At 64.3% G+C, this 20,957-nt stretch carries 22 protein-coding genes; 11 read left to right on the top strand and 11 right to left on the bottom strand.

Going from position 1 to position 20,957, the window contains the following annotated elements; all coding sequences use genetic code 11:
- Positions 1-39: 39 nt before the first annotated feature.
- A complete protein-coding gene (locus P7228_RS08405) occupies positions 40-807 on the bottom strand; it encodes a HesA/MoeB/ThiF family protein (RefSeq protein WP_278017734.1) in 768 nt (255 codons plus the stop codon).
- 108 nt (positions 808-915) lie between these two features.
- On the opposite strand from P7228_RS08405, the gene P7228_RS08410 reads away from it, so the two are divergent.
- On the top strand, positions 916-1,689 hold the full coding sequence (locus tag P7228_RS08410; RefSeq protein ID WP_278014797.1) for an SDR family oxidoreductase: 774 nt from the start codon (positions 916-918) through the stop codon (positions 1,687-1,689).
- A 160-nt stretch (positions 1,690-1,849) separates the two neighbouring features.
- On the opposite strand, the gene dnaA is transcribed toward P7228_RS08410, so the two are convergent.
- The 3 genes from dnaA to mutM form a co-directional block, all read right to left on the bottom strand.
- Positions 1,850-3,259, bottom strand: a complete 1,410-nt coding sequence (dnaA, locus tag P7228_RS08415) for a chromosomal replication initiator protein DnaA (RefSeq protein ID WP_278014798.1) — start codon at positions 3,257-3,259, stop codon at positions 1,850-1,852.
- A 495-nt stretch (positions 3,260-3,754) separates the two neighbouring features.
- On the bottom strand, positions 3,755-4,015 hold the full coding sequence (rpsT, locus tag P7228_RS08420; RefSeq protein ID WP_278014799.1) for a 30S ribosomal protein S20: 261 nt from the start codon (positions 4,013-4,015) through the stop codon (positions 3,755-3,757).
- A 149-nt stretch (positions 4,016-4,164) separates the two neighbouring features.
- Positions 4,165-4,980 carry a bifunctional DNA-formamidopyrimidine glycosylase/DNA-(apurinic or apyrimidinic site) lyase gene (mutM, locus tag P7228_RS08425; protein ID WP_278014800.1) on the bottom strand — a complete coding sequence of 272 codons (816 nt, stop codon included), beginning with the start codon at positions 4,978-4,980 and terminating at the stop codon, positions 4,165-4,167.
- 55 nt (positions 4,981-5,035) lie between these two features.
- Between mutM and P7228_RS08430 the strand changes: the two genes are divergently transcribed.
- From P7228_RS08430 to P7228_RS08440, 3 genes are read left to right on the top strand one after another with little or no spacing between them, the layout of a single operon-like run.
- A complete protein-coding gene (locus tag P7228_RS08430) occupies positions 5,036-5,767 on the top strand; it encodes a class I SAM-dependent methyltransferase (protein WP_278014801.1) in 732 nt (243 codons plus the stop codon).
- Between the two features lies 1 nt (position 5,768).
- A complete protein-coding gene (gene ubiB, locus P7228_RS08435; protein WP_278014802.1) occupies positions 5,769-7,325 on the top strand; it encodes a 2-polyprenylphenol 6-hydroxylase in 1,557 nt (518 codons plus the stop codon).
- 3 nt (positions 7,326-7,328) lie between these two features.
- Entirely contained in the window at positions 7,329-8,426 is a 1,098-nt protein-coding gene (locus P7228_RS08440; protein ID WP_278014803.1) for a hypothetical protein, read from the top strand.
- Here the strand turns inward: P7228_RS08440 and P7228_RS08445 are convergent.
- Positions 8,423-8,821: a DUF4345 family protein gene (locus P7228_RS08445; protein ID WP_278014804.1), complete on the bottom strand. Its 399-nt coding sequence runs from the start codon at positions 8,819-8,821 to the stop codon at positions 8,423-8,425. The two genes, P7228_RS08440 and P7228_RS08445, sit on opposite strands and share 4 nt — an antisense overlap.
- Before the next feature lie 211 nt (positions 8,822-9,032).
- Here P7228_RS08445 and P7228_RS08450 point away from each other — a divergent pair, with 211 nt between their 5' ends.
- The 3 genes from P7228_RS08450 to P7228_RS08460 are packed head-to-tail and all read left to right on the top strand — an operon-like array spanning position 9,033 to position 11,683.
- Positions 9,033-10,703, top strand: a complete 1,671-nt coding sequence (locus tag P7228_RS08450; RefSeq protein WP_278017735.1) for a bifunctional phosphopantothenoylcysteine decarboxylase/phosphopantothenate synthase — start codon at positions 9,033-9,035, stop codon at positions 10,701-10,703.
- Positions 10,696-11,154, top strand: coding sequence for a dUTP diphosphatase (gene dut, locus P7228_RS08455; protein ID WP_278014805.1), 459 nt, complete (start codon positions 10,696-10,698; stop codon positions 11,152-11,154). Before P7228_RS08450 ends, dut begins: the two co-directional genes overlap by 8 nt.
- A gap of 10 nt (positions 11,155-11,164) precedes the next feature.
- Positions 11,165-11,683, top strand: coding sequence for a hypothetical protein (locus tag P7228_RS08460; RefSeq protein WP_278014806.1), 519 nt, complete (start codon positions 11,165-11,167; stop codon positions 11,681-11,683).
- 160 nt (positions 11,684-11,843) lie between these two features.
- Here P7228_RS08460 and P7228_RS08465 read toward each other — a convergent pair whose 3' ends face one another.
- Entirely contained in the window at positions 11,844-12,410 is a 567-nt protein-coding gene (locus P7228_RS08465; RefSeq protein WP_278014807.1) for a hypothetical protein, read from the bottom strand.
- Between the two features lie 115 nt (positions 12,411-12,525).
- On the opposite strand from P7228_RS08465, the gene P7228_RS08470 reads away from it, so the two are divergent.
- Positions 12,526-13,557, top strand: coding sequence for a winged helix-turn-helix domain-containing protein (locus P7228_RS08470; protein ID WP_278014808.1), 1,032 nt, complete (start codon positions 12,526-12,528; stop codon positions 13,555-13,557).
- A gap of 56 nt (positions 13,558-13,613) precedes the next feature.
- Here the strand turns inward: P7228_RS08470 and P7228_RS08475 are convergent, their stop codons facing one another.
- From P7228_RS08475 to secB, 4 genes are all read right to left on the bottom strand, one after another.
- Complete coding sequence (locus tag P7228_RS08475) at positions 13,614-14,318, bottom strand: DUF4136 domain-containing protein (protein ID WP_278014809.1); 705 nt, start codon at positions 14,316-14,318, stop codon at positions 13,614-13,616.
- Positions 14,319-14,485: 167 nt separating this feature from the next.
- Complete coding sequence (gene trpS, locus P7228_RS08480) at positions 14,486-15,502, bottom strand: tryptophan--tRNA ligase (protein WP_278014810.1); 1,017 nt, start codon at positions 15,500-15,502, stop codon at positions 14,486-14,488.
- A 20-nt stretch (positions 15,503-15,522) separates the two neighbouring features.
- Complete coding sequence (gene murJ / locus P7228_RS08485; RefSeq protein ID WP_278014811.1) at positions 15,523-17,088, bottom strand: murein biosynthesis integral membrane protein MurJ; 1,566 nt, start codon at positions 17,086-17,088, stop codon at positions 15,523-15,525.
- A gap of 25 nt (positions 17,089-17,113) precedes the next feature.
- Positions 17,114-17,644, bottom strand: coding sequence for a protein-export chaperone SecB (gene secB, locus P7228_RS08490; RefSeq protein WP_278014812.1), 531 nt, complete (start codon positions 17,642-17,644; stop codon positions 17,114-17,116).
- A 274-nt stretch (positions 17,645-17,918) separates the two neighbouring features.
- On the opposite strand from secB, the gene P7228_RS08495 reads away from it, so the two are divergent.
- Genes P7228_RS08495 through P7228_RS08505 form a run of 3 tightly spaced genes read left to right on the top strand, consistent with a single transcriptional unit; the run spans position 17,919 to position 20,371 of the window.
- Positions 17,919-18,578: a Tim44/TimA family putative adaptor protein gene (locus tag P7228_RS08495; protein WP_278014813.1), complete on the top strand. Its 660-nt coding sequence runs from the start codon at positions 17,919-17,921 to the stop codon at positions 18,576-18,578.
- 33 nt (positions 18,579-18,611) lie between these two features.
- Positions 18,612-19,820 carry a murein transglycosylase A gene (gene mltA / locus P7228_RS08500; protein ID WP_278014814.1) on the top strand — a complete coding sequence of 403 codons (1,209 nt, stop codon included), beginning with the start codon at positions 18,612-18,614 and terminating at the stop codon, positions 19,818-19,820.
- Entirely contained in the window at positions 19,817-20,371 is a 555-nt protein-coding gene (locus P7228_RS08505; RefSeq protein ID WP_278014815.1) for a Smr/MutS family protein, read from the top strand. Before mltA ends, P7228_RS08505 begins: the two co-directional genes overlap by 4 nt.
- On the opposite strand, the gene P7228_RS08510 is transcribed toward P7228_RS08505, so the two are convergent.
- Complete coding sequence (locus P7228_RS08510) at positions 20,355-20,912, bottom strand: Pr6Pr family membrane protein (protein WP_278014816.1); 558 nt, start codon at positions 20,910-20,912, stop codon at positions 20,355-20,357. The genes P7228_RS08505 and P7228_RS08510 overlap by 17 nt on opposite strands.
- Positions 20,913-20,957 lie beyond the last annotated feature (45 nt).

Below are 20,957 nucleotides of genomic sequence, written 5' to 3' on the forward strand. Positions count from 1 at the left end.
CGATAATGCGGATCTCGCCATCTGGATTGCAGGGCGCGGTTATCTTGCACAAGCCCGACACTTCGGGTCCTTGGCAATCCTGAGCGTCCGCATGCCGGGCTTCATCCCGTCGAGCAGGTGCAGCTGCCCCCATTGCGGATCGCCGAAGGTGCTCACACCGTCGAGCAGCACGCGCACCGCCTGCATCGCGGCAAAGGTGCCGACCCAACCCGCCATCGCGCCCAGCATGCCGTCGGCTGCGCAGGTGTCGCAGTCGTCCGCATCGAAGGCATCGCCGACGAAGCAGCGATAGCAGGCTTCGTCCGGCAAATGCCCGGCAAAGGCGCCGACCTGCCCCTGGAAGCGCCCGACCGCGGCCGACAGCAACGGAATCCCCGCTGCGACGCAGGCGTCCGACACAGCCAGTCGCGTGGCGAAATTGTCGGTTCCGTCGAGCACCAGATCGACGCCATTCAGCAACTCCGCCGCATTGCCGGCGTCGATGCGCTTGTCGCTGATTTCGACCTTAAGTGCCTCGTCGAAATTGGCGAGCCAGCGGCGCGCGGCGACCGCCTTGCCGTGGCCGATATCGCGGGTGGTGAAGATCGTCTGGCGCTGGAGGTTGCTTGCATCGACGATATCGTCGTCGATCAGAACTAACCGCCCGATCCCCGCCGCGGCGAGATACTGCAGGGCCGGCGATCCGATCCCGCCAAGACCGATCACCGCGATGCTCTTGCCTGCCAGCGCCACCTGTCCCGCGCCACCCACCTCGGGCAGCACGATATGGCGGGCAAAGCGGTCCAGGCGTTCATTGGTCAGCGACATGGCGAGCGCATACGGTAGTTCTCGGCGCGAGGCGAGTGGGTATGGAAACGCCATGACATTGCTCACTTGATCGGCCAGTCTCGCCAATATTGCGCGGGGAGAATCGGGATGAGTGAACTGGATGGACGCATCGCCCTTGTAACGGGGGCGTCACGCGGCATTGGCGAAGCGGCGGCGAGGGCGCTGGCGGCTGCGGGAGCAAGGGTTGCGCTGACCGACCTGTCCGCTCCGACCGGTCTGGCAAGCGAATTGGGCGGAATGGCGCGCGCTCAGGACGTTACTTCTGAATCGGATTGGGCCGAGGTGATGGAGTGGCTCAAGGCAGAAGCGGGCGGATTGGATATTCTCGTCAACAATGCCGGCATACTGCAGATGAAGCCGATATCCGAGACCAGCCTCGAGGAATGGCGCAAGCTCCATGCGGTCAATGTAGAGGGCGTTTTTCTCGGCACGAAGGCGGCAATCCCATTGCTTGCTGATCGTGCGCCCAAGTGGAAAGGCGGCACCTCGATAATCAACATGTCGTCGATCATGGGGCTTGTCGGGGGCGCGAATTCCGCCTGCTACAATGCCTCGAAAGGGGCCGTCCGCATATTTTCAAAGAGCGCGGCGCTGGAACTCGCTCCGATGCGGATCCGGGTGAATTCGATCCATCCGGGCGTGATCGACACTGCGATGGGCAGCGAGGTGATCGAAGGGGTGTCAGCGGCGACGGGTGTGGGGGCGAATGAGGCCCGGGACCAGATCGCTGCAGCCCACGCCCTCGGGTCAATGGGCGAGGCGAGCGACATCGGTCATGCAGTGGCCTATCTTGCCTCCGACAAGGCAGCCTTCATGACCGGGAGCGAAATGGTGGTCGACGGCGGATATACTGCCGGCTGAGCTTGTGAATAAGCATGTCGATAGGCTGTCGATAGCGTGCGAACAGCCTGTCGACAGGGCTGTTCACAACCCTGTCGACATGATGTTGAGACCCTGTGGAGCGAACCGAAGGGAGGCGGATGTATTCCCCCGCCTATCCCGGGCCAAATTCCCCTGTTGATTAGCTTTCCAGCTGCCTCAAGAGGCTGCGGACGTCACCGTCCATATCGGCGTCGCGCTGCCGCAGATCTTCGATCAGGCGCACGGCATGGATCACCGTCGAATGGTCGCGGCCACCGAACTTGCGCCCGATTTCCGGGTAGCTGCGCGGTGTCAGTACCTTGGCGAGATACATCGCCACCTGGCGCGGGCGGACCACGGCGCGAGCCCGGCGCTTCGAACTCATCTCGCTGCGGTCGATCCGGTAGAACTGGCACACGGTACGCTGGATCTCGTCGATGGTGATCCGGCGGCGGTTGGCCGATAGAATGTCGGTCAGCTGTTCTTCAGCGAGTTGTAGCGAAACTTCCTGGCCGGTCAGCTGGGCGTAGGCGATCAGCTTGTTGAGACCGCCGACCAATTCGCGAACGTTGCGCGTGATGGTGCGGGCGAGGAAATCGACCACATCGCCGGGCACATCGAGCGGCGCAAAGCGCGTGAGCTTCGATTCGAGGATCTTGCGGCGCAGTTCGATGTCGGCTGCCTGGATATCGGCAACGAGGCCCATCGACAGCCGCGAAAGCAGCCGCGGTTCGACCCCGTCCAGGGCTTGCGGCGCGCGGTCCGCGGCGAAGACGAGGCGCTTGCCTTCGGCCAGCAGCGCGTCGATCGTATAGAGCAGCTCTTCCTGCGCCGAAGCCTTGCCGATGATGAACTGGATGTCGTCGACCAGCAGCAGGTCGAAGCTGCGCAGCCGCGCCTTGAACTCGATCATCTGGTTCTGCTTCAGCGCCTGGACGAATTCGACCATGAAGCGCTCGGCCGAGCAGTAGAAAATGCGCGCCCGCGGATGTGCCGAGAGATAGGCATGGCCGATGGCGTGGAGCAGGTGCGTCTTGCCTTGGCCGGTCGCGGCCTTGAGATAGAGCGGCGAGAATTGCGGCTGTTCGGTGGCCGCCATGCGCTCGGCCGCGTTCTTGGCCAGCACATTGGCCTCACCGGTGACGAAGGCAGCGAACGTCAGCGACGGGTCGAGGCCGACCGAGCTGGTGAAACCGGCATCGCCGATCGTTCCTGCGGCAACTGCGATCGCGCTGGTGTCGCCGCCATCGTTGGCGGCGCGGCGGCCACCATCGAGACGCAGTTCGTGGATCTGGCGACGGCCCGGGTGGACCTGGACGCGAACCTTGCGCACTTCGCTGCGGGCGATTTTCCATGCCAGCTGCAGCCGGTCGTGGAATCGGTCGTTGACCCAATTGGCCGAGAATTCGGTCGGCAGGAACAGATCGAGCGTGCCTGTGTCCTTGTCGATGCCACCGATCTGGATCGGTTTGATCCACTGGCTGTGCAACTGGTGCCCCAAGTCCTTGCGCAGCCCCTGGCTGATGTCCGCCCAATCGGCAGCGAGATTTACCGCCTCGGCGTCTTCCATCAGATCCTCATCCACTTTCCGTTTAAATGCGCGACCATTATCGCCGTTCTGCGCCATCGTTCAGACAATCCTATCCCGCCTCCGGAAATACATCCAGAGTGACCCCAATTCTAATGCGACGGGCAAAGCTTCGCCTTAGCTCGGAAACGGTATCCCGAGCTTCCCCCCATCGAGCCGATCTGTAAGAACCCAGGCTGTCCCGCCCCGGGTGTGATTTGGATTTATCTACGCCTGAGCGATTCACACAAGGGGGGATAGTGCAAAAAATCTGAAATAAATCGGTTGACTCGCCGCAACCCCGCAGACTTGCGTTTAAATATTTGAAAAATATAGATTTTGGTGTTCGGCCGGGTGCGAATCGTGAGGTTTCCTAGGGTTACGCTTCGACAGGCCACCAGGAGTGTTCACATATCCGACACAAAACAAAGGGCCTCTCCCAAACGGGGCGGCCCTAATGTTGTAAAATCGATCGCGACCCGGCCGGGTCGGAGCGAATCAGAGTGCTGCGACTCGCTTGGTGAGGCGCGACATCTTGCGTGCAACGGTGTTCTTGTGGAGCACACCGCGAGCGACGCCGCGCGCCATTTCAGGCTGTGCAGCCTTGAGGGCGGTGGCGGCAGCTTCCTTGTCGCCGGCTTCGCAAGCGGCTTCGACCTTCTTGACGAAGCTGCGGATGCGGCTCATGCGCGCGCCGTTGACTTCGGCACGACGGTTGTTGCGACGGATGCGCTTCTTGGCTTGCGGCGTGTTGGCCATGTTCGTCCTTGTTTCGGGTCACCCAAGCGGCGACCGATTTCCTGATTAATCTGTTTGCAAAAACGGCGATTCACGCCGGAAAGCGGCGCACATAGTAGCGAGAGGGCGAATCGTCAACCTATTCCCGCCCCTCCGCAGGCGCGCCACCATCACTTCTGGCACTTGGGACAGTACCACGTGCTGCGGCCGCCCTGGGCGAACCGTTTGATCGTGCCGCCATCGTCGCGGCGACAGGGCTGGCCCTCGCGGTCGTAGACGTCGAAGCGCGTGGAGAAGTAGCCGAGTTCGCCGGTCGGCGTGGCGTAGTCGCGCAATGACGAGCCGCCATCATCGATCGACTGCGCCAGCACCTCCTTGATGGCGGGGACCAGGCGTTCGAGCTGCGGGCGTGTCACCCGGCCGCCTGCCTTGCGCGGGCTGATCCCGGCGCGCCACAGCGCCTCGCATACATATATATTGCCGAGCCCTGCGACGATGCGCTGGTCGAGCAGGCAGAGCTTGATCGCCTGCTTGCGGCCGGAGAGTGCCGCCTTGAGGTAGGCAGGCGAAAGCTGGTCGCCCAGCGGCTCGGGACCGAGCGCGGCAAAGGGCGCCCATTCGTTGAGCGCGCCGGTACCGATCAGGTCGACCGAACCGAAGCGGCGCGGGTCGCAGAGCGCGAAGCGGTTGCTCGCGGTTTCGATCACCAGATGGTCGTGCTTGTCGTCTTCCTCGGGATCGATCCGCCAGCGTCCGCTCATGCCCAGGTGGAAGACCAGCGTCTGTTCGCGGTCGGTGTGGATGAGCCCGTATTTGGCGCGGCGCGAGAGCGAGGTAATCTGTGCGCCGGTCATCACCTGTACCAGTTCGGGCGGGAACGGGCGGCGCATGTCGGGCCGGTTGAGCGTGACGCGCGTGATCCGCTCGCCCTGCATGAAGCGTGCGAGCCCGCGCACAGTGGTTTCGACTTCGGGAAGTTCCGGCATTTCCTTCCCTTAACACCCTTTGCCGCGCCCGCAATTCATCCTAAGGCGCCCGGCGATGACTGATAAAGTTTCCTTCGGCTACGAAGATGTCGATCCGCAGGAGAAGACCCGGCGCGTGGGCGCAGTCTTTTCCAATGTCGCGGCCAAGTATGACGTGATGAACGACGCCATGTCGGGCGGCATGCACCGGCTGTGGAAGGATCGCTTTGTCCGGCGCGTGAAGCCGCAGTCGGGCGAGGCGATTCTCGACATGGCCGGGGGCACCGGCGATATCGCGTTCCGCATGGCCGCGCGCGGAGCGGAGGTGACGGTGGCCGACATCAACCAGGACATGCTCGACGTCGGGATCGAGCGCGCCGTCGAGCGCGGGCTGACCGGCCTGACCTGGTCGCAGCAGAATGCCGAGGTGCTGAGCTATCCGGCGCGCATGTTCGATGCCTACACGATTGCTTTCGGTATCAGGAACGTCACCGATATCCCCGCAGCGCTGAAGGAAGCGCACCGCGTCCTCAAGATCGGTGGGCGGTTCTTCTGCCTTGAGTTCTCGACCACCGAATGGCCGGGATTCAAGGAGGCCTATGACCTCTATTCGCACAAACTCGTCCCGCAGATCGGCAAGGCGATCGCGGGTGACGAGGACAGCTATCGCTACCTGATCGAATCGATCCGCCGCTTCCCGACCATGCCGCAATTCGAGGGCATGATCCGCGAAGCAGGTTTCGTGAACACGCGGGTCGAACCGATCATGGGCGGCCTCGTCGCGATCCACTCGGGTTGGAAAGTATAGGGTGACGCGGCCAAGTACCCATATCTTTCGGCTCCTCAAATGGGGCCGCACGATGGGCCGCCACGGCGCGCTCCAGGGGATCGAACGCGATCCCAACACGCCGCCGCCGGTCAAGCGGCTGGCGCGGATTGCGCGGCTCGGGACGTTCCCGCCGCGCGTGCCCGACTATGCCGGGGCATTCCAGGATATCGGCCCGGCTGCGATCAAGCTCGGCCAGACGCTGGCCACGCGTCCTGACCTCGTCGGCGAGGAAGCGGCGCGCAATCTCCTCCACTTGCAGGACAGCCTGCCGCCCGTTCCGTTCAAACAGATCGAGGCGGTGATCGAGGCGAGCTTCGGCCAGCCGATCGACGCACTTTTCGCTTCGATCGATCCCGAACCGGTCGGTGCGGCCTCGATCGCGCAGGTCCACCGCGGGGTGACGACCGAGGGCCGCGAGGTCGCGATCAAGGTGCTGCGTCCGGGCATTCGCGAGCGGTTCGAGCGCGATATCCAGACCTATGAATGGGCGGCGGCGCATGTCGAGGCAATGGGCGGCGAGGCCGCGCGCCTGCGTCCCCGCCTCACCATTGCCAATTTCAAGCGCTGGACCAACCGCGAGCTCGACTTGCGGCGCGAAGCGGCCTCGGCCTCCGAGCTGGCCGAGGCGATGAAGGGGATCGAGGGTTACCGCATTCCCGACATCGATTGGGATCGCACCAATGGCCGCGTGATGACGGTCGAATGGGTCGACGGGGTCAAGATCAGCAAGATCGAGGAGCTGCAGGCACGCGGCCACGACCTGCCGCAGCTTGCCTCGCGACTTGTCATCGCCTTCCTCACCCAGGCGATCAGCGCTGGCTTCTTCCATGCCGACATGCACCAGGGGAACCTGTTCGTCGAAGACGACGGCACCATCGTCGCGATCGATTTCGGCATCATGGGGCGGATCGACCGGCGCGCACGGGCGTGGCTGGCCGAGATCCTCTACGGCCTGACAACCGGCAACTACCGCCGCGTCGCCGAAATCCATTTCGAGGCGCAGTACGTGCCGAGCTATCACTCGGTCGACGAGTTCGCGACCGCGCTGCGCGCAGTGGGCGAGCCGATGCGCGGCAAGCCGGTGAGCGAGCTTTCGGTCGGGCAGATGCTCGACGGGCTGTTCGCGATCACGCGCGACTTCGACATGCAGACCCAGCCGCATTTGCTGCTGCTGCAGAAAACCATGGTGATGGTCGAAGGCATTGCCACCCAGCTCAATCCCAAGATCAACATGTGGGAGGTCAGCGCGCCCTATGTGCGCAGCTGGATCCGCGACGAGCTGGGGCCGGAAGCGGCGCTGGCAGACCGCATCCGTACCGATACCGAAACACTGCTGCGTCTGCCTGACTTGATCCGCCGGATCGAGGATCGCTTCCCGCCCAAGGGCGGTGCGCCCGAGCCGCCGCCGCTGCCCGATATCGAACTGATGTGGGAGCGGCGCGAGCGGCAAGGTCGCGGATGGCTCGGTTATGTGCTCGCTGCCGCGATCGGTGCAGGAGCGGTCGCCGGGGCGCTATCGCTGGGCTGGATCGGCTAGCGAATGGGCGAAGCGACGCGTTTCGCCGAGTGGACGCGCGGGCAGGCGCTGGCCTTGCTCGCCTTCACGGCGATCGTCCTGCTCGCCGCGGCCCTGTTATATCGCGCGCCTGTGACCGGGCAGGGGACAGCACCGGCAGCCGCCGCGCCGACCAGTGCACCTGTCGCTGCAGACGAAAGGTCCGGCCGCGACACCGATCTCGCGCTTTATGACGTCATTATCGAGCGCGTGGCAGCGGGTGAGAATTATTACGACGTAGCAGTCGAGGAGCAGCGCGCGCGCAACTTCCCGGTACGCCCGGGCTTCGCGGTGCGGCTGCCAACTCTCGCGACCATCAGCGCGGCGGTGGGCCCCGGGGGTGTATGGGCCATGGCTGCGATCCTCGGCCTGCTGCTTGTCTGGGCCTGGTGGCGCAGGCTTTCGCCGATCATTGCGCGCCCGCCGCGCAAGATGATCGCGGTGGGCTTGGTGTTGCTCGGAATCGCCGTCAGCTACAAGCCGATCTACTTCGTGTTGCACGAGCTTTGGTCCGGCGTCTTGCTGGCAATCGCCCTCGCACTTCAACGGCCTGGGAAGTGGCGCGCCGCCTGGGTCGCGGCCGCACTGGCGCTCGCAATCCGCGAACACGCGCTGCCGTTTGTGTTGCTGATGGGCGCGCTCGCATTGTGGCGGCGCGATTGGCGTGAGGCCGGGGCATGGGTTGCGCTCGCGCTCCTGTTCTTGGTGCTGCTTGCCATTCATGTCGGGACCGTCGCGCAGCTGACCAGCGACGCCGATCAGCTTTCACCTTCCTGGCTCGCCCTGCGCGGGCCACAGGGATGGCTGGAATCGATCACGCTGACCAGCGGTCTCTACCTCCTACCGGCTTGGCTGGGGGCGCCGCTGATGTTTCTGCCCCTGCTCGGCTGGGCCGCTCTGAAGGAGCGCATCGGGCTCGAGGCGCTGCTCCTGTTTGCCGGCTATGGCCTGCTGTTCATGATCGCTGGGCGCGAGAACAATTTCTACTGGGGCCTGATGGTTGTCCCGGCGTGGTTCGTCGGCCTTTATTGGGTGCCCGCAGCACTGCGCGACCTGGTCACGAGCGCGCGCAAGCCCGCCTAGTCGGCATCGCCCATCAGCGCAGTGTGCGGCAACACCCGGCTGCCGATCAGCGCCAGGATCACCGTCACCGACTCGACGATGATCGGAAGAAACCAGTCGTCATGCGGTCCGTCGACGAACAGGGTCAGCAAGCGCCCGATGATCGCAATCCCCATCAGCGCGGCGGTGACCAGCAAGGGATCGCCCTTGCGCGCCCAGCCGCCCCAGATCAGGCAGCCGCCCGCGACGATGAAGAAGGCGGTCATGTCGGCCCGGATCGAGGCTAGACCCAGCGTGCCATTCGGCGCGATGCCGAAATCGGCCCCTGATCCCACCGGATCGAACAGGAATCCGATCCCCATGAGGACGAAAAACAGCCCGCCGAGGAACAATAATGCGCGCAGGACGACAGCCATGATGAAATCTCCCCCTCATGTGATTGATGCCAACGTTAGCCGGATGTTAGGACAGTGCTAGGTAAAATTTAACCACTATCCCCGCAGGCTTGGCGGGAACGCGTCCCGTCGCTAGGCAGGGCGCGAAGGTATTTGACGAGGGGAGCTCGGCGATAATCATGTGCGTTTCGCTGCCCGCTGGCATGGGAATGGTCCTTTGAGCGGCACCGACATGAAAATCCTGCTGGTCGTGGGCGGCGGTATCGCGGCCTACAAATCGTGCGAGCTCGTCCGGCTGATCCGCAAGGGCGGCGGCGACGTCACCTGCGTGATTACCGAGGGGGGACAGCAGTTCGTCACCCCGATGGCGCTGGCGGCGCTGTCCGAGAATCCGGTCCACACCACGCTGTGGGACCTTAAGAACGAAGCCGAGATGGGGCATATCCAGCTCAGCCGCGAAGCGGATCTGGTCGTGGTTTGCCCCGCGACCGCCGACCTGCTCGCCAAGATGGCTGCAGGTATTGCCGATGACATGGCGACCACGCTGATCCTCGCGACCGACAAGCCGGTCATGGCGGTCCCCGCGATGAACGTGCGCATGTGGGAGCACGCGACGACCCAGCGCAATGTCGAATGGCTCAAGCAGGCCGGGGTCGAGGTCTTGCACCCGGATGAGGGCGCGATGGCCTGCGGCGAGTTCGGCTATGGCCGACTGCCCGAACCCGAGGCGATCTGGGCCGCGATCGCCGCGCACTTCGGCATCGAGGTGGAAGCTCCTGCCGCCAAGGCTGCATCGGCACCGGTTGTCGAGGAAGAAGTCGAAGCGATCGAGCCCGAGGTTGCACCGCGCGGCGGCGGGCTGGGCGGACTGCTGTCCTCGATCATCCCGCGCTCGACGCCCAAGAAGTCGGCCGAAGATATCGAAGCCGAGTTCCTCGAGGCGGAAGCCGCTGCCGAGCTTGAAGAGGCGGCGCTCGAAGAAAGCGAACAACTCCCGGTCGAAGACGATGTCGATCCCGATGCGGTTCCCGATCTCGAAGGGCCGCTGATGGCGCAGAAGGGTGCGGCGAAGTCTGCCCCGCCGACCGACGCCGAGGCGATCAATCACGAAGTCAGCGACAACAAGGACGCACCCGAGCCAGTACCGGGCGAAGCCGCCGCCGCGCCGGTCGAACTGGCCGATGTCGAATCCTCCGCGGAGGACGCGCTCGATGGCGAGAGCTTTGCGGTCGCGAAGGACCACCGTCCGCTCGAGGGCAAGCACGTACTCGTCACGGCAGGCCCGACCTGGGAAGCCATCGACCCGGTCCGCTACATCGCCAATCGCTCGTCGGGCAAGCAGGGCTTCACCATTGCTGCTGCGGCTGCCGCGCTCGGCGCGAAGGTGACGCTGGTCGCCGGTCCGGTTGCGCTCAAGACGCCCGCGGGGGTCAAGCGTATCGACGTCGAGAGCGCGGAAGACATGAACAAGGCGGTCAAGAAAGCGCTTCCCGCCGATGCCGCTGTCATGGTCGCTGCGGTCGCCGACTGGCGGCCCAAGGAATATCGTTCCGAAAAGATGAAGAAGCGCGGCTCCGCGCCGCCGGCGCTCATTCTCGAGGAGAATCCCGACATCCTCACCAATGTCGCCGCGGGCAAGGAACGTCCGCAGCTGGTGGTAGGCTTTGCCGCCGAGACCGAGGACGTGCTCGACAACGCCCGCCGCAAGCGCAAGCGCAAGGCATGCGACTGGATCGTTGCCAACGACGTCTCGGGCGATGTCATGGGTGGGGACAAGAACCAGGTCACCATTGTCATGGGCGATGAAATCGAACAGCTGGACGAAATGCCCAAGATCGATGTTGCCCTGGCCCTCGCCGAACGGATTGCAGCAGCGCTGAATTCGACCGGCGAAGATGACTGACAGGGTTGCCGTAAGAGTAACCCGCCTCCCGCATGGTGAAGGTCTGGACCTGCCGCGCTACGCAACCGGCGGCGCTGCGGGCATGGATGTCGTCTCGGCCGAGGATGTGACGTTGGCGCCCGGCGCTCGCCATGCGGTCGCGACCGGCCTGGCGATGGCGATCCCCGCAGGCTACGAGATCCAGGTGCGGCCGCGTTCGGGCCTCGCGCTCAAACACGGCATCACCGTGCCCAATACGCCGGGCACGATCGACAGCGACTATCGCGGCGAGCTCAAGGTGATCATGATCAACCACGGTGCCGAGCCATTCCCGATCGCGCGCGGCGACCGCGTGGCGCAATTGGTGCTGGCACCGGTCACGCAGGCCGCGTGGGAAGAGGTCGACAGCCTCGACGAAACCGAGCGCGGCGCAGGTGGCTTCGGTTCGACCGGGGGCCACGGCAAGCTCTGAGAGGTCCGTCATGGATGAATGCAGCGATGAGGAGTGGGACGAATTCACCCGCCAGCTCGCTGCCCTCGAGGCCGAAGCCCTGGCCCATTTCGAAGCGCGACGCCAGGAAGACGGCCTCATCGCGCTCGACCGCCTGATCGACCTCGATGACGCGACCATCGCGGCGCATGTGTCGATGCAATATGCCTTCCTGATTGGCTACCTTGCCGATGCGTCGCGCTACGCGCGGGCGCTCGACACGCTCGATCGCTGGGACGCGCGCGCGCAGGCAGAGCGAGGCCGCCCTTTCGACAAGCCGTTCGCCGGCAATGCCGGGCAGGCCATGATCCTTTACGCGATCGGCAAGACGGATGAGGCCGTGGCGCCCGCGCGGCGGGCGCTGGAACAGGGCGTCGCTCCGCAAGGCCCGATTCCCGGCCATCCAGAGCTGGGAAAGGTCGGTCCGCTTCCTGAAGAACTGCTGCACCGACTGATCGCGATCGCCGATATGTGGGACGAGGATGAGTTGGGTCCGAAGCCGCAGGCTTGATCGCGTGGTCTGTCTGCGCCAGCTTTCGGCCATCAAACCCGAACGGGAATTTATGTCAGAGCTTGCCATCCGCTGATCCGCCCGGCCCGCTAGTAAACGCGGGAAGGGCTGTCGTGCACGCCGCGCAGGCGCCTCGGCCGCGCGCGCAGTTGCGCCCAATTCAGGCCGCCGTGGACTTGTGTTCCGCGGCGGCTTTTCCAAACAGCAGTGCGACGAGCGCCCACCAGGCGGCAAAGAAGACCGGGCCGAACCAGTCGGGGTAACCTCCCAACTCCGCCGCCAGTCCGACCGCCAATTGCCCGAAGCCCAGCGTGGCGGCGATCCACATCGCCGCTGCGGCGCGAAAGCGCGCGAGGATAGCGGCCACCAGTGCCGCCAAGAGCATGGCATAGAAGGCAAGGTTGATCGGGCCATCGCCAATGATCCCGACGGCGATGTCGATCCAGATGGTCAAGAAGGCGACGAAGGCAGAAAGCACCGCCCCTGCACGATGCAATCCCTCGCGGCAGAAATGAAAGCCGAGCTCGATCCCTGCGCCGAGCAGGACCAGCATGACCGCCGCGGCAATGAAATCGCTGGTGGTCCATTGCACCTCGCCCGTCAGTTGCATGGCGATAGCGGGAAGCGCCAGCAGGGCGCCGAGTGCGCCCCATCCTGCAATCCGCCAACCGTTTGTGCAGCGGGTATTGTGAGCCTTGTCCGTGGTTGCGCTTGCGGTGTCGTTCATGCCGTCATGACTGCCTGTTTCCCGGTTGAGCGACATGAGGAAATCCTGAGAAATCGCTGAAAAGCTTCCCTTTCGCCCCGGCGTGACATAGCTCCGGTCGGGAAGAGGGGAGCGCATGGACCTGCAGCCCACCGTGTTGCATTTTGCCGAGTTCGAGCTCGATCTGGCCAACCGCCAGCTGCGGCGCGGAGCCGAAGTCGTGGAGCTGGGCAACCGCTATTTCGATGCGCTTGCATTGCTTGCCGCCCATCCGGGGGAACTCATTTCCAAGGATCGCTTCATGGGCGAGGTATGGCGCGGCATCCCGGTGACCGACGAAGCTCTGACCCAGTGCATTCGCAGCTTGAGAAGGTCCTTGGGCGACACGCCGGGCAGCCCCCGCTTCATCCAGACAGTGCCCAAGCACGGCTACCGGTTCGTAGCCGCGGTAAAGGACCACGCGGCGGAGGAGGCTGCCAACGAGGTCGACGATCTTGCGTCGACCGGCGGTCGTATCGCGGGTGCTGCAACTATGGGCGGAGCCGCTGCCGGGGCAATCGGCGGGGTGTTTTACGGCATAATGGCGACCCAGGGTGGGTTCGGGTCGATCGCGACCGTCGTCATCCTGACGATTGCGCTCGCTGTTCTGGGCGCTTCTGCCATCGGGGTCGGCATGGGCGCAGCCGCCGCCTGGCGCGGCCCAGGTTACCTGGCATTGACGCTGGGCGGAGGTGCCGGCGGGCTTGCCGTAGGCGCGCTGGGTCAGGTGCTCGCACAGTCCGGCATTTCGGCCGTGACCGGGATCGAGTTGTCGTCGGTAACCGGCATGGGTGAAGGCGCAGCACTGGGGGTTGCCGCGGGGTTGATGACGGCTGCGGCGTGCAGGCTGGCATGGGGCCGCATGACGCATGTCCTCGCGACCGCACTGTTCGGTGCCGGGGTGGGCGCCGCAGTGGTTCTGTCGGGTGGGAAGCTGTTCGGCCGCAGCCTTGCCGAGATCGAGGCGAGCTTTCCCGCATCGCGGATCGCGGTGGGAGAACTGGGCCCGCTGTTCGGCGAGGATAGCTTCTACATGTTCAGCCAGCTCGGCACGGCGATGATGGAGGGCGCGCTTTACGTCACCTGCATCAGTTGGGCAGTGCAGCGCGTCCTGAGGCATTCCCGATAAGAGAAGGGCGGCCCCATCGCTGGAGCCGCCCTACTTTGTTACTCTGAAATTCCGGGTCAGTTGATACGGCGGACCGTATTTTCCTTCTCCGGCTTGATCGTGATGCGCACGGTCTCGCCCGAATTGCCCGGGAAGTCGGTGAACATCGCCTCGACCAGGTTTGGAACCAGATACTGCAGCCGGTTCGAGGTCGAAACCGCTTCGGCCTTGCCTTCGAACAGGCGTTCGCCGGTCGAAGCGCGATCGATCTTCATGTCCACACCGCTGGTGTACACGGTATAGCTGCGCACCTCGGGGCCGCCGAACCACGGATCGTAGAAGCCGTAGCCCCAGTAACCGCTCGGGCGGAAACGCGAGTAATAGCGCGAGTGATAGAACGGGCTGCGATAGCGGTACCATGGATCCCAGAACGGGTCGTAGAATCCGGTGTTGGTCGTGCGAACTCGCTCGCGGCCCTTGTCGACACCGTAGTCGAGCCGCACCAGCAGCGTGGCGCTTTCGGGCGACGCGGCCTCGGCATAGCCCAGGCGCTCCATCTGCGCTTCGACGAAGTCGGCATATTGCGCGAATTCGAGCCCGCCGGCGAGCGCCGGATCATCGGCCACAACGGCAAAGCTCTCGCCCTGCGGCGCCGGCATCTGCGACTGGAAGCGCGACACGTCCGCCTTGAACGGCGTGGCACATGCAGCAAGGCTGGCGAGCACGAGCGGCACGCTGGCGAGCTTGAGCGCGCGGGAAGTGTCTTTGATCGAGAATTTCATTTGTTTATCCTTCGAAAACAACTGACGCGCAAACGCACCGCCCCTCATGCCGGACGCAGGCTGTCATCGATAGGGCGTGTTGTAAAGAAGATGGCCTGAATGGCCATTGAACGCCCGCCTTAACAATTGTTATCCGATTTCAGACCCTTGCTCGGGCCCAGGGGGCTCTAGCCGCGTACCAGACCCAGTGCCTTGTATGTGGCAGCGAGGGTCGACCCCCCCATATCTCGCGCCTTGGCTGCCCCGCGAGCGAGAATCGCATCGAGTACCTCGCGGTCCTGCTTGAGCTCGCGGAAGCGCTCCGAAATGGGTGCAAGCGTCTCGACCAGGAGTTCGCCAAGCGCGGGCTTGAACGCGCCGAACCCCTGTCCGCCGAACTGCGCCAGGACCGCGTCAGGGCAGTCACCGGTCACCGCCGCATAGATCGTGACGAGGTTGAGCGCCTCGGGCCGGTCTTCCAGGCCGCCGATCTCGCTCGGGAGCGGTTCGGGATCGGTCTTTGCCTTCTTGATCTTGCGCATGATCGTGTCGGCATCGTCGACGAGATTGATGCGGCTCATCTCCGATGGATCGGATTTCGACATCTTCGCGCTGCCGTCGCGGAGACTCATGATCCGCGCCGCTTCGGGCGGGACGATCGGATCAGGCAAAGTGAAGACCGGCGCGTCCTCGGTGCAGAAATCGTTGTTGAATTTCTGTGCGATGTCGCGCGCCAGTTCGAGATGCTGCTTCTGGTCCTCGCCGACCGGCACATGCGTCGCCTGGTAGAGCAGCACGTCGGCGGCCTGGAGGACCGGATAGGTAAACAGGGCAATCGACTGACCTTCGCGGTTCTTGCCCGCCTTGTCCTTCCACTGCGTCATGCGGTTGAGCCAGCCCATTCGCGCCGTACCGCCCAGCAGCCATTGCAATTCAGCATGGGCTGGAACCTGGGCCTGGTTGAACAGCACCGAGCGCGACGGATCGATCCCGCAGGCGACCAGCGCGGCGGCCATTTCCAAAGTGCCCTGATAGAGCTCGGCCGGTTCGTGCGGCATCGAAATCGCGTGCAGGTCGGCCAGGAAGAACAGGCATTCGCTGCCCGGCTCCATCTCGTCCTGCATGCGCACCCAATTGCGGATCGCCCCCAGGTAATTGCCGAGGTGGAGATTGCCCGTGGGCTGGATACCGGAAACGACGCGCATGGATAAATTCTCTGTTCGGGTTAGGCTTGGCGGCGCATTAGGCGCTGGACGGTCGCCTTGTCGAGTACGCCGAGCAGCGCCGCGCTGATCCCGTAGGTCGCGATACCAATCGCCGCGAGCGCCAGGATCGAGAACCCGCGTTCGGCGGTCGTGCCGGTGAAATAGGGATCGCCCATCTGCATCGCGTACCACAGCGCAGCCCCCATCGGCGCTGCGGCGAGCACGATCCGCCCGATCCGACCGGCCACGCGCTGGCTCATGCTGAAGAAGCCTCGGCGCGCGAGGATGCCATAGAGCAGCACGGTATTCACCCAGGCGCCGATCGATCCGGATACGGCCAGCGCCAGCACGCCGATCCGCGGGACAAGGTAGAGATTGAGCGCGACTGTCACCACCAGGCTGATCGCGGCGGTGATGACAGGGGTCCGGGTATCCTTGCGCGCGAAGAAATTGGGTGTGAGTACCTTGACCAGCACATAGGCGGGCAGGCCAATGACGAGCCCCGAGACCACCGTTCCCGTGATCGCCGCATCCTCCATCGTGAATGCGCCAGACTGCATGAACACGCGGACGAAGGCGCTGCCGGTGAAGAACAGTGCAACGGCGGCAGGCACGGTCAGCAGCATGGCAAGCTCAATCGCGTTCGATTGCAGACGCTGCGCCTCGTCATTTTCCTCGCGCGCGATGAACCGACTGAGCGCGGGCAGGATCGCCGTGCCGAGAGCGATGCCGATAATGCCAAGCGGCAGCTGGTTCCAGCGATCGGCCATGGCCATGTAAGTGAGCGATCCATCGGGCAGGCCGCGGATGAAGGCCAGGTCGATGAAGCGGCTGATCTGGTAAACGCCTGCGCCGAACACGGCGGGGATGATGAGTACGCCCATCTCCTTCACGCGCTGGGTCACGCGCGGACGGGCGAAGGGAATCCCAAACCCAGCGCGGCGCATCCAGAAGCCGAGCCACAGCAATTGCAGCAACCCGCTGACCGAAACGGCGATGGCGAGGAACATGCCGGTCATCTGCCGCGTCGCCTCGCTGTCGGCCTGGATCGCCCCCCAGGTAAGCGCGGTGATCAGGCAGATGTTGAGGATGATCGGTGCCGCGGCGGCAGCGGCGAAGCGCGACAGCGAGTTGAGCACGGCGGCGGTCAGCGTCGCCAGGCTCATGAACATCAGATAGGGAAAGGCGATCTGCCCCATCGTGACGGCCAGCGCGTAATTCTCGCTATCGGCGCGCAGGTCGGCATTGGCGAAGAGCCACAGGATCCACGGCATTCCCAGCATCATCAACCCGCCGAAGAACACCAGGATCGGCAGCAGGATCGCGAGCACTTCGCTGGCGAACCGCCGCGCCTCCGGCTCTCCCTCGGTCATGTGCCGGTTGAACAGCGGCACGAAGGCGCTGGCAAAGGCGCCTTCCGCAAACAAGCGGCGAAACAGGTTGGGAAGCTGGAACGCGAGTTGCCAGGCATCCGCGACCCCGCCCGCGCCGAGCACCCGGGCGAGCAGGATGTCGCGGACGAAGCCGAAAATGCGGCTGACCGCGGTCAGCCCGCCGATGGTCCCCACATTCTTGAGCAGGCTCACCTGGGCGGCCCCGCTAGCGCCCTGATCAGGCTTCGCCGGCGGGCGGTGTTTCGCCTGCGGCGGTGGTGTCCTGCTGTTGTTTCGCGGCGAGCTGCTGGAGGTAGAGACCGTTGAAGTCGATCGGGTCCATCATCAGCGGCGGGAAACCGGCATCGCGGACGGCGTCGGCGATTACGCGGCGGGCGAAGGGGAACAGCAGGCGCGGAGCCTCTGCAAACAGGAAGGCGTGCTTGCGATCTTCGGGCATGTTGCGAATGCCGACGAGGCCGCAATAGACCAGCTCGACCAGATAGGCATTGCCCTGCGAAGTGGTGGCGGAGAGGTTAATCTTGAGTTCGACCTCGGTGATCTCTTCGTTGACCGTGTCAGCGCCGATGTTGAACTGCAGGTCGATCTGCGGCTGCTCGGTCCACTGGTAGACAGCCGGAGCATTTGGGTTTTCGACCGACATGTCCTTGACATATTGCGTGATGATTCCGGCGGCCGGGCCGGTGTCGGCGCCATTGGCTGCTGCTGCGGTATCGATATCGGTGAGGACGTCGCCTTCGTCGGCCATGATGAGATAACTTTCGTGCTATGATGTCTATGACTGCCGCAGGTGGTGCGGCTCGGCGGCGCGCCTAGCACTGCTGGGGCGCGCTCGCAACAGATGCATGGTGCGCCCGCCGTTCAGCAGCGGCTCAAGCGGGCTATGCGACAAATGGAGAGCTTGCAGTGGCTCAAATCCTCCGGAATTGCCGTTGTCGAATTGTAATTCGACCCTATTTAGGGCACCAAGGGGAACATTGCGGCGTTGTGCAGATTAGAACGCCAGATTGCCAGGTAGACTCGTGATAGTTGAAATTGTCATCCTCGCCATGATCGCAGCCTTTCTCGGGCTGAGGCTCTATTCTGTGCTGGGCCAGCGGGCCGAGCACGAAGAGGAAGTCATACCCAAGCGTTTCGACGCTCCCGACAGCTCGACTCCAGAGGCACAGCCGACGGCCGCAGTCGCCCAACCGGCTCGTAACGTGATGCCGCGACTCGAAGGAGCGGTACCGGCGGTCGAGCGCGGGGTGCGCGAAATTGCTGCTGCCGATGCGCGGTTCGACATCATCAACTTCCTCGAAGGCGCCAAGGGTGCCTACGGCATGGTGCTCGAAGCCTTCTGGAACGGCGACAAGGCGACGCTGAAGGAATTGTGCGACGATGACGTCTACGCCAGTTTCTCGGCTGCGATCGACGGGCGCGAGTCGGCAGGCCACACGCTCGAGAACAAGCTGATCCGGATCGAAGAGACCCGCATCCACTCGGCCGGTCTCGATGGTCGCATCGCGCGGGTCGCGGTATTATTCATCGCCGATATTGCCGCGGTGACGCGCGACAAGGATGGCAATGTCATCGCCGGCTCGCTCGACGACGCCGTTGAAAGCCGCGACATCTGGACGTTCTCGCGCAATATCGATGCAGCCGGTCCCGACTGGCTGCTCGACGAGACCGACGAAGGCTAATTCACCCACACAACCGCATTGAGGGAGGAGCGGATGATACGGCACTGGCCTTCGGAGGGGCTGGCGCTCGCGGCGCTGTTTACCCTGTCGGCATGCGTGCGGCTGGTGCCGGAGAGTACACCGCCGACACCTGTTACCCCGACCCCGCCGTCGGCGACCTCGGTCGAGAGCGCAAACTTCGCCGGAGTGGTCCGCGGGCCGAGCGTCGGTGCGCTCGGCATGACGCTCGGCGATGCTGGCACCGGCCTTGCGAGCTTCCTCGAATCCTGCCCCAAACTGCTGACCCGCGCTGATGCGAGCGGCCTGACCAACGGCGGCGACTGGAAGCCCGCCTGTGATGCCGCCCTGACCTGGCCGGTCGGCCGCGCCACCGAGTTCTTCGTGACGCATTTCGAGACCGCGCGGGTCGGCGATGGCTCGGCCTTCGCCACGGGCTATTTCGAGCCCGAGATTGCCGGCTGCAGGACCCGCCAGCCGGGCTGCGAGCAACCGGTCTATTCCATGCCACCCGAACTGGTGCGCGCGTGGCCCGACGACATGCCCGAGGCCGAGCGTACCGGGCGCCCGCCGCTCGGTCGTTACGATGCGAGCGGGAAGTTCGTTTCCTATTACGAGCGTTCTGAGATCGAGAGCGGTGCGATCGCCGGGCGCGGTCTCGAGATCGCCTGGGCGGCCGATCCGATCGAATTCTTCTTCCTCCAGATCCAGGGTTCGGGCCGCCTGCGCACGCCGACGGGCGAGGTGATCCGGATCGGCTATGCCGGGCAGAACGGGCGCGAGTATGTCGGTATAGGCGCGGTCATGCGCCAGCGCGGCCTGATCGGGCCGGATACGGCCTATCCCACTTCGATGCAGGGGATCATGGCGTGGCTGCGCGACAATCCGACCGAGGCGGATGAGATCCTCAATCTCAACAAGAGCTGGATTTTCTTCCGGGAGCTGAAAGGCGACGGCCCACTTGGTGCGCTTGGCGTGCCGGTGCGCCGTGAAAGCTCGGTCGCCGCCGATCCCAAGTTCGTGCCGCTCGGCGCGCCGGTCTGGCTCAAGATGGATCGCCAGGAAGCGAACGGCTTGTGGATTGCGCAGGACACCGGTGGTGCGATCAAGGGTGCCAACCGGTTCGACACCTTCTGGGGCGCGGGCGAAGATGCGCGCCGGATCGCGGGCGGGATGAGCGCGCGCGGCGAAGCATTAGTGCTTGTGCCAAAGGGGACGGTTGCCCGCCTCGAAGCGCAGCGATGAGCATTCCGCGGGGGCTGAGCGACGAGGAAGCTGCCGCCTGGGCCAAGCTTGCGGCCAGCGTCACTCCGATGGAGGGCCGAGTACGGCCACCTGTAAAGCAGGCCGAGCCGCTCAAGCCGGTGCCAGCCAGGCCCGCAAGACCAAGCCCAAAACCAGCACCGCCGAGACCAGCCCCGCCGCCCGCTCCGCAAGCGATGCAGCACGATTCCGGCCTCGATGGCCATTGGGATCGGCGGATCAAGTCGGGCGCGATCCAGCCTGACTTCACGCTCGACCTGCACGGTTTTTCGCTCGATGCAGCCTATGACCGCTTGATGAGCGGGCTCGACCAGGCGCTCGCGATGGACGCCCGCGTGGTGCTGCTGATCGCCGGGCGCTCGCGGCCCGTCGACCCTGCTGATCGCGCCGCGAAGCGTGGGGCGATCCGTGCCAAGATCCTCGACTGGCTTGCTGCCAGCCGCCACGAGAATGCGATCACCGCTATACGACGCGCCCATATCCGGCACGGCGGCGAGGGTGCGCTCTACCTCGTACTCAAGCGGCGACGCTAGGGCGGGGTCCGCGCCCGACGAGGGATCGGATGCCCATCAGCGCCGCGCCCATGGCCATGAAGAACAGCGCCAGGCCGGCGATATTGGCCAGCAATTGGCCCCAGCCAAGTGCGCTCTTGTCGAGGAAGAAATAGGCGTAGAACCCGGTCAACTCGCCGTAACCGAGCGCAAACATCGTGTAGATCACCGGGGCGATCATCACGAAAGGCAGCAAGGCCCAGCGAGCGGCATCATGCCGCGTGACGACCATCCACCAGCCGATCACCCCGGCTGGGATCAGCCCATGAAAGGCAAGGTTGGTCCACCAGTCGAGCCCAACGGGATGATGGTCTGCCGCAAGCAGGGCCCAATAGACCAGCGCGACGATGGTCAGCGCGGTCGCGAGCGCAAACAGCGCCGCCCGCGGAATGTGGCGACCCGACGCGATCCAACCCATCACCAGACCGGCGGCGAAATTGCTCCAGATGGTGAAAAATCGGAACAGGAGTGCGAATGCGACCAACGCCGATCCGTCGCGGTCGTCGTTGATCGTAGTCTGCAAGGCGAGAGCCATAAAAGTGGTTAGGGAAAGGAAAGCCGCTGTGAG

This window comes from Altererythrobacter sp. CAU 1644, assembly GCF_029623755.1.
In the GTDB taxonomy this organism is placed as follows: domain Bacteria; phylum Pseudomonadota; class Alphaproteobacteria; order Sphingomonadales; family Sphingomonadaceae; genus Erythrobacter; species Erythrobacter arenosus.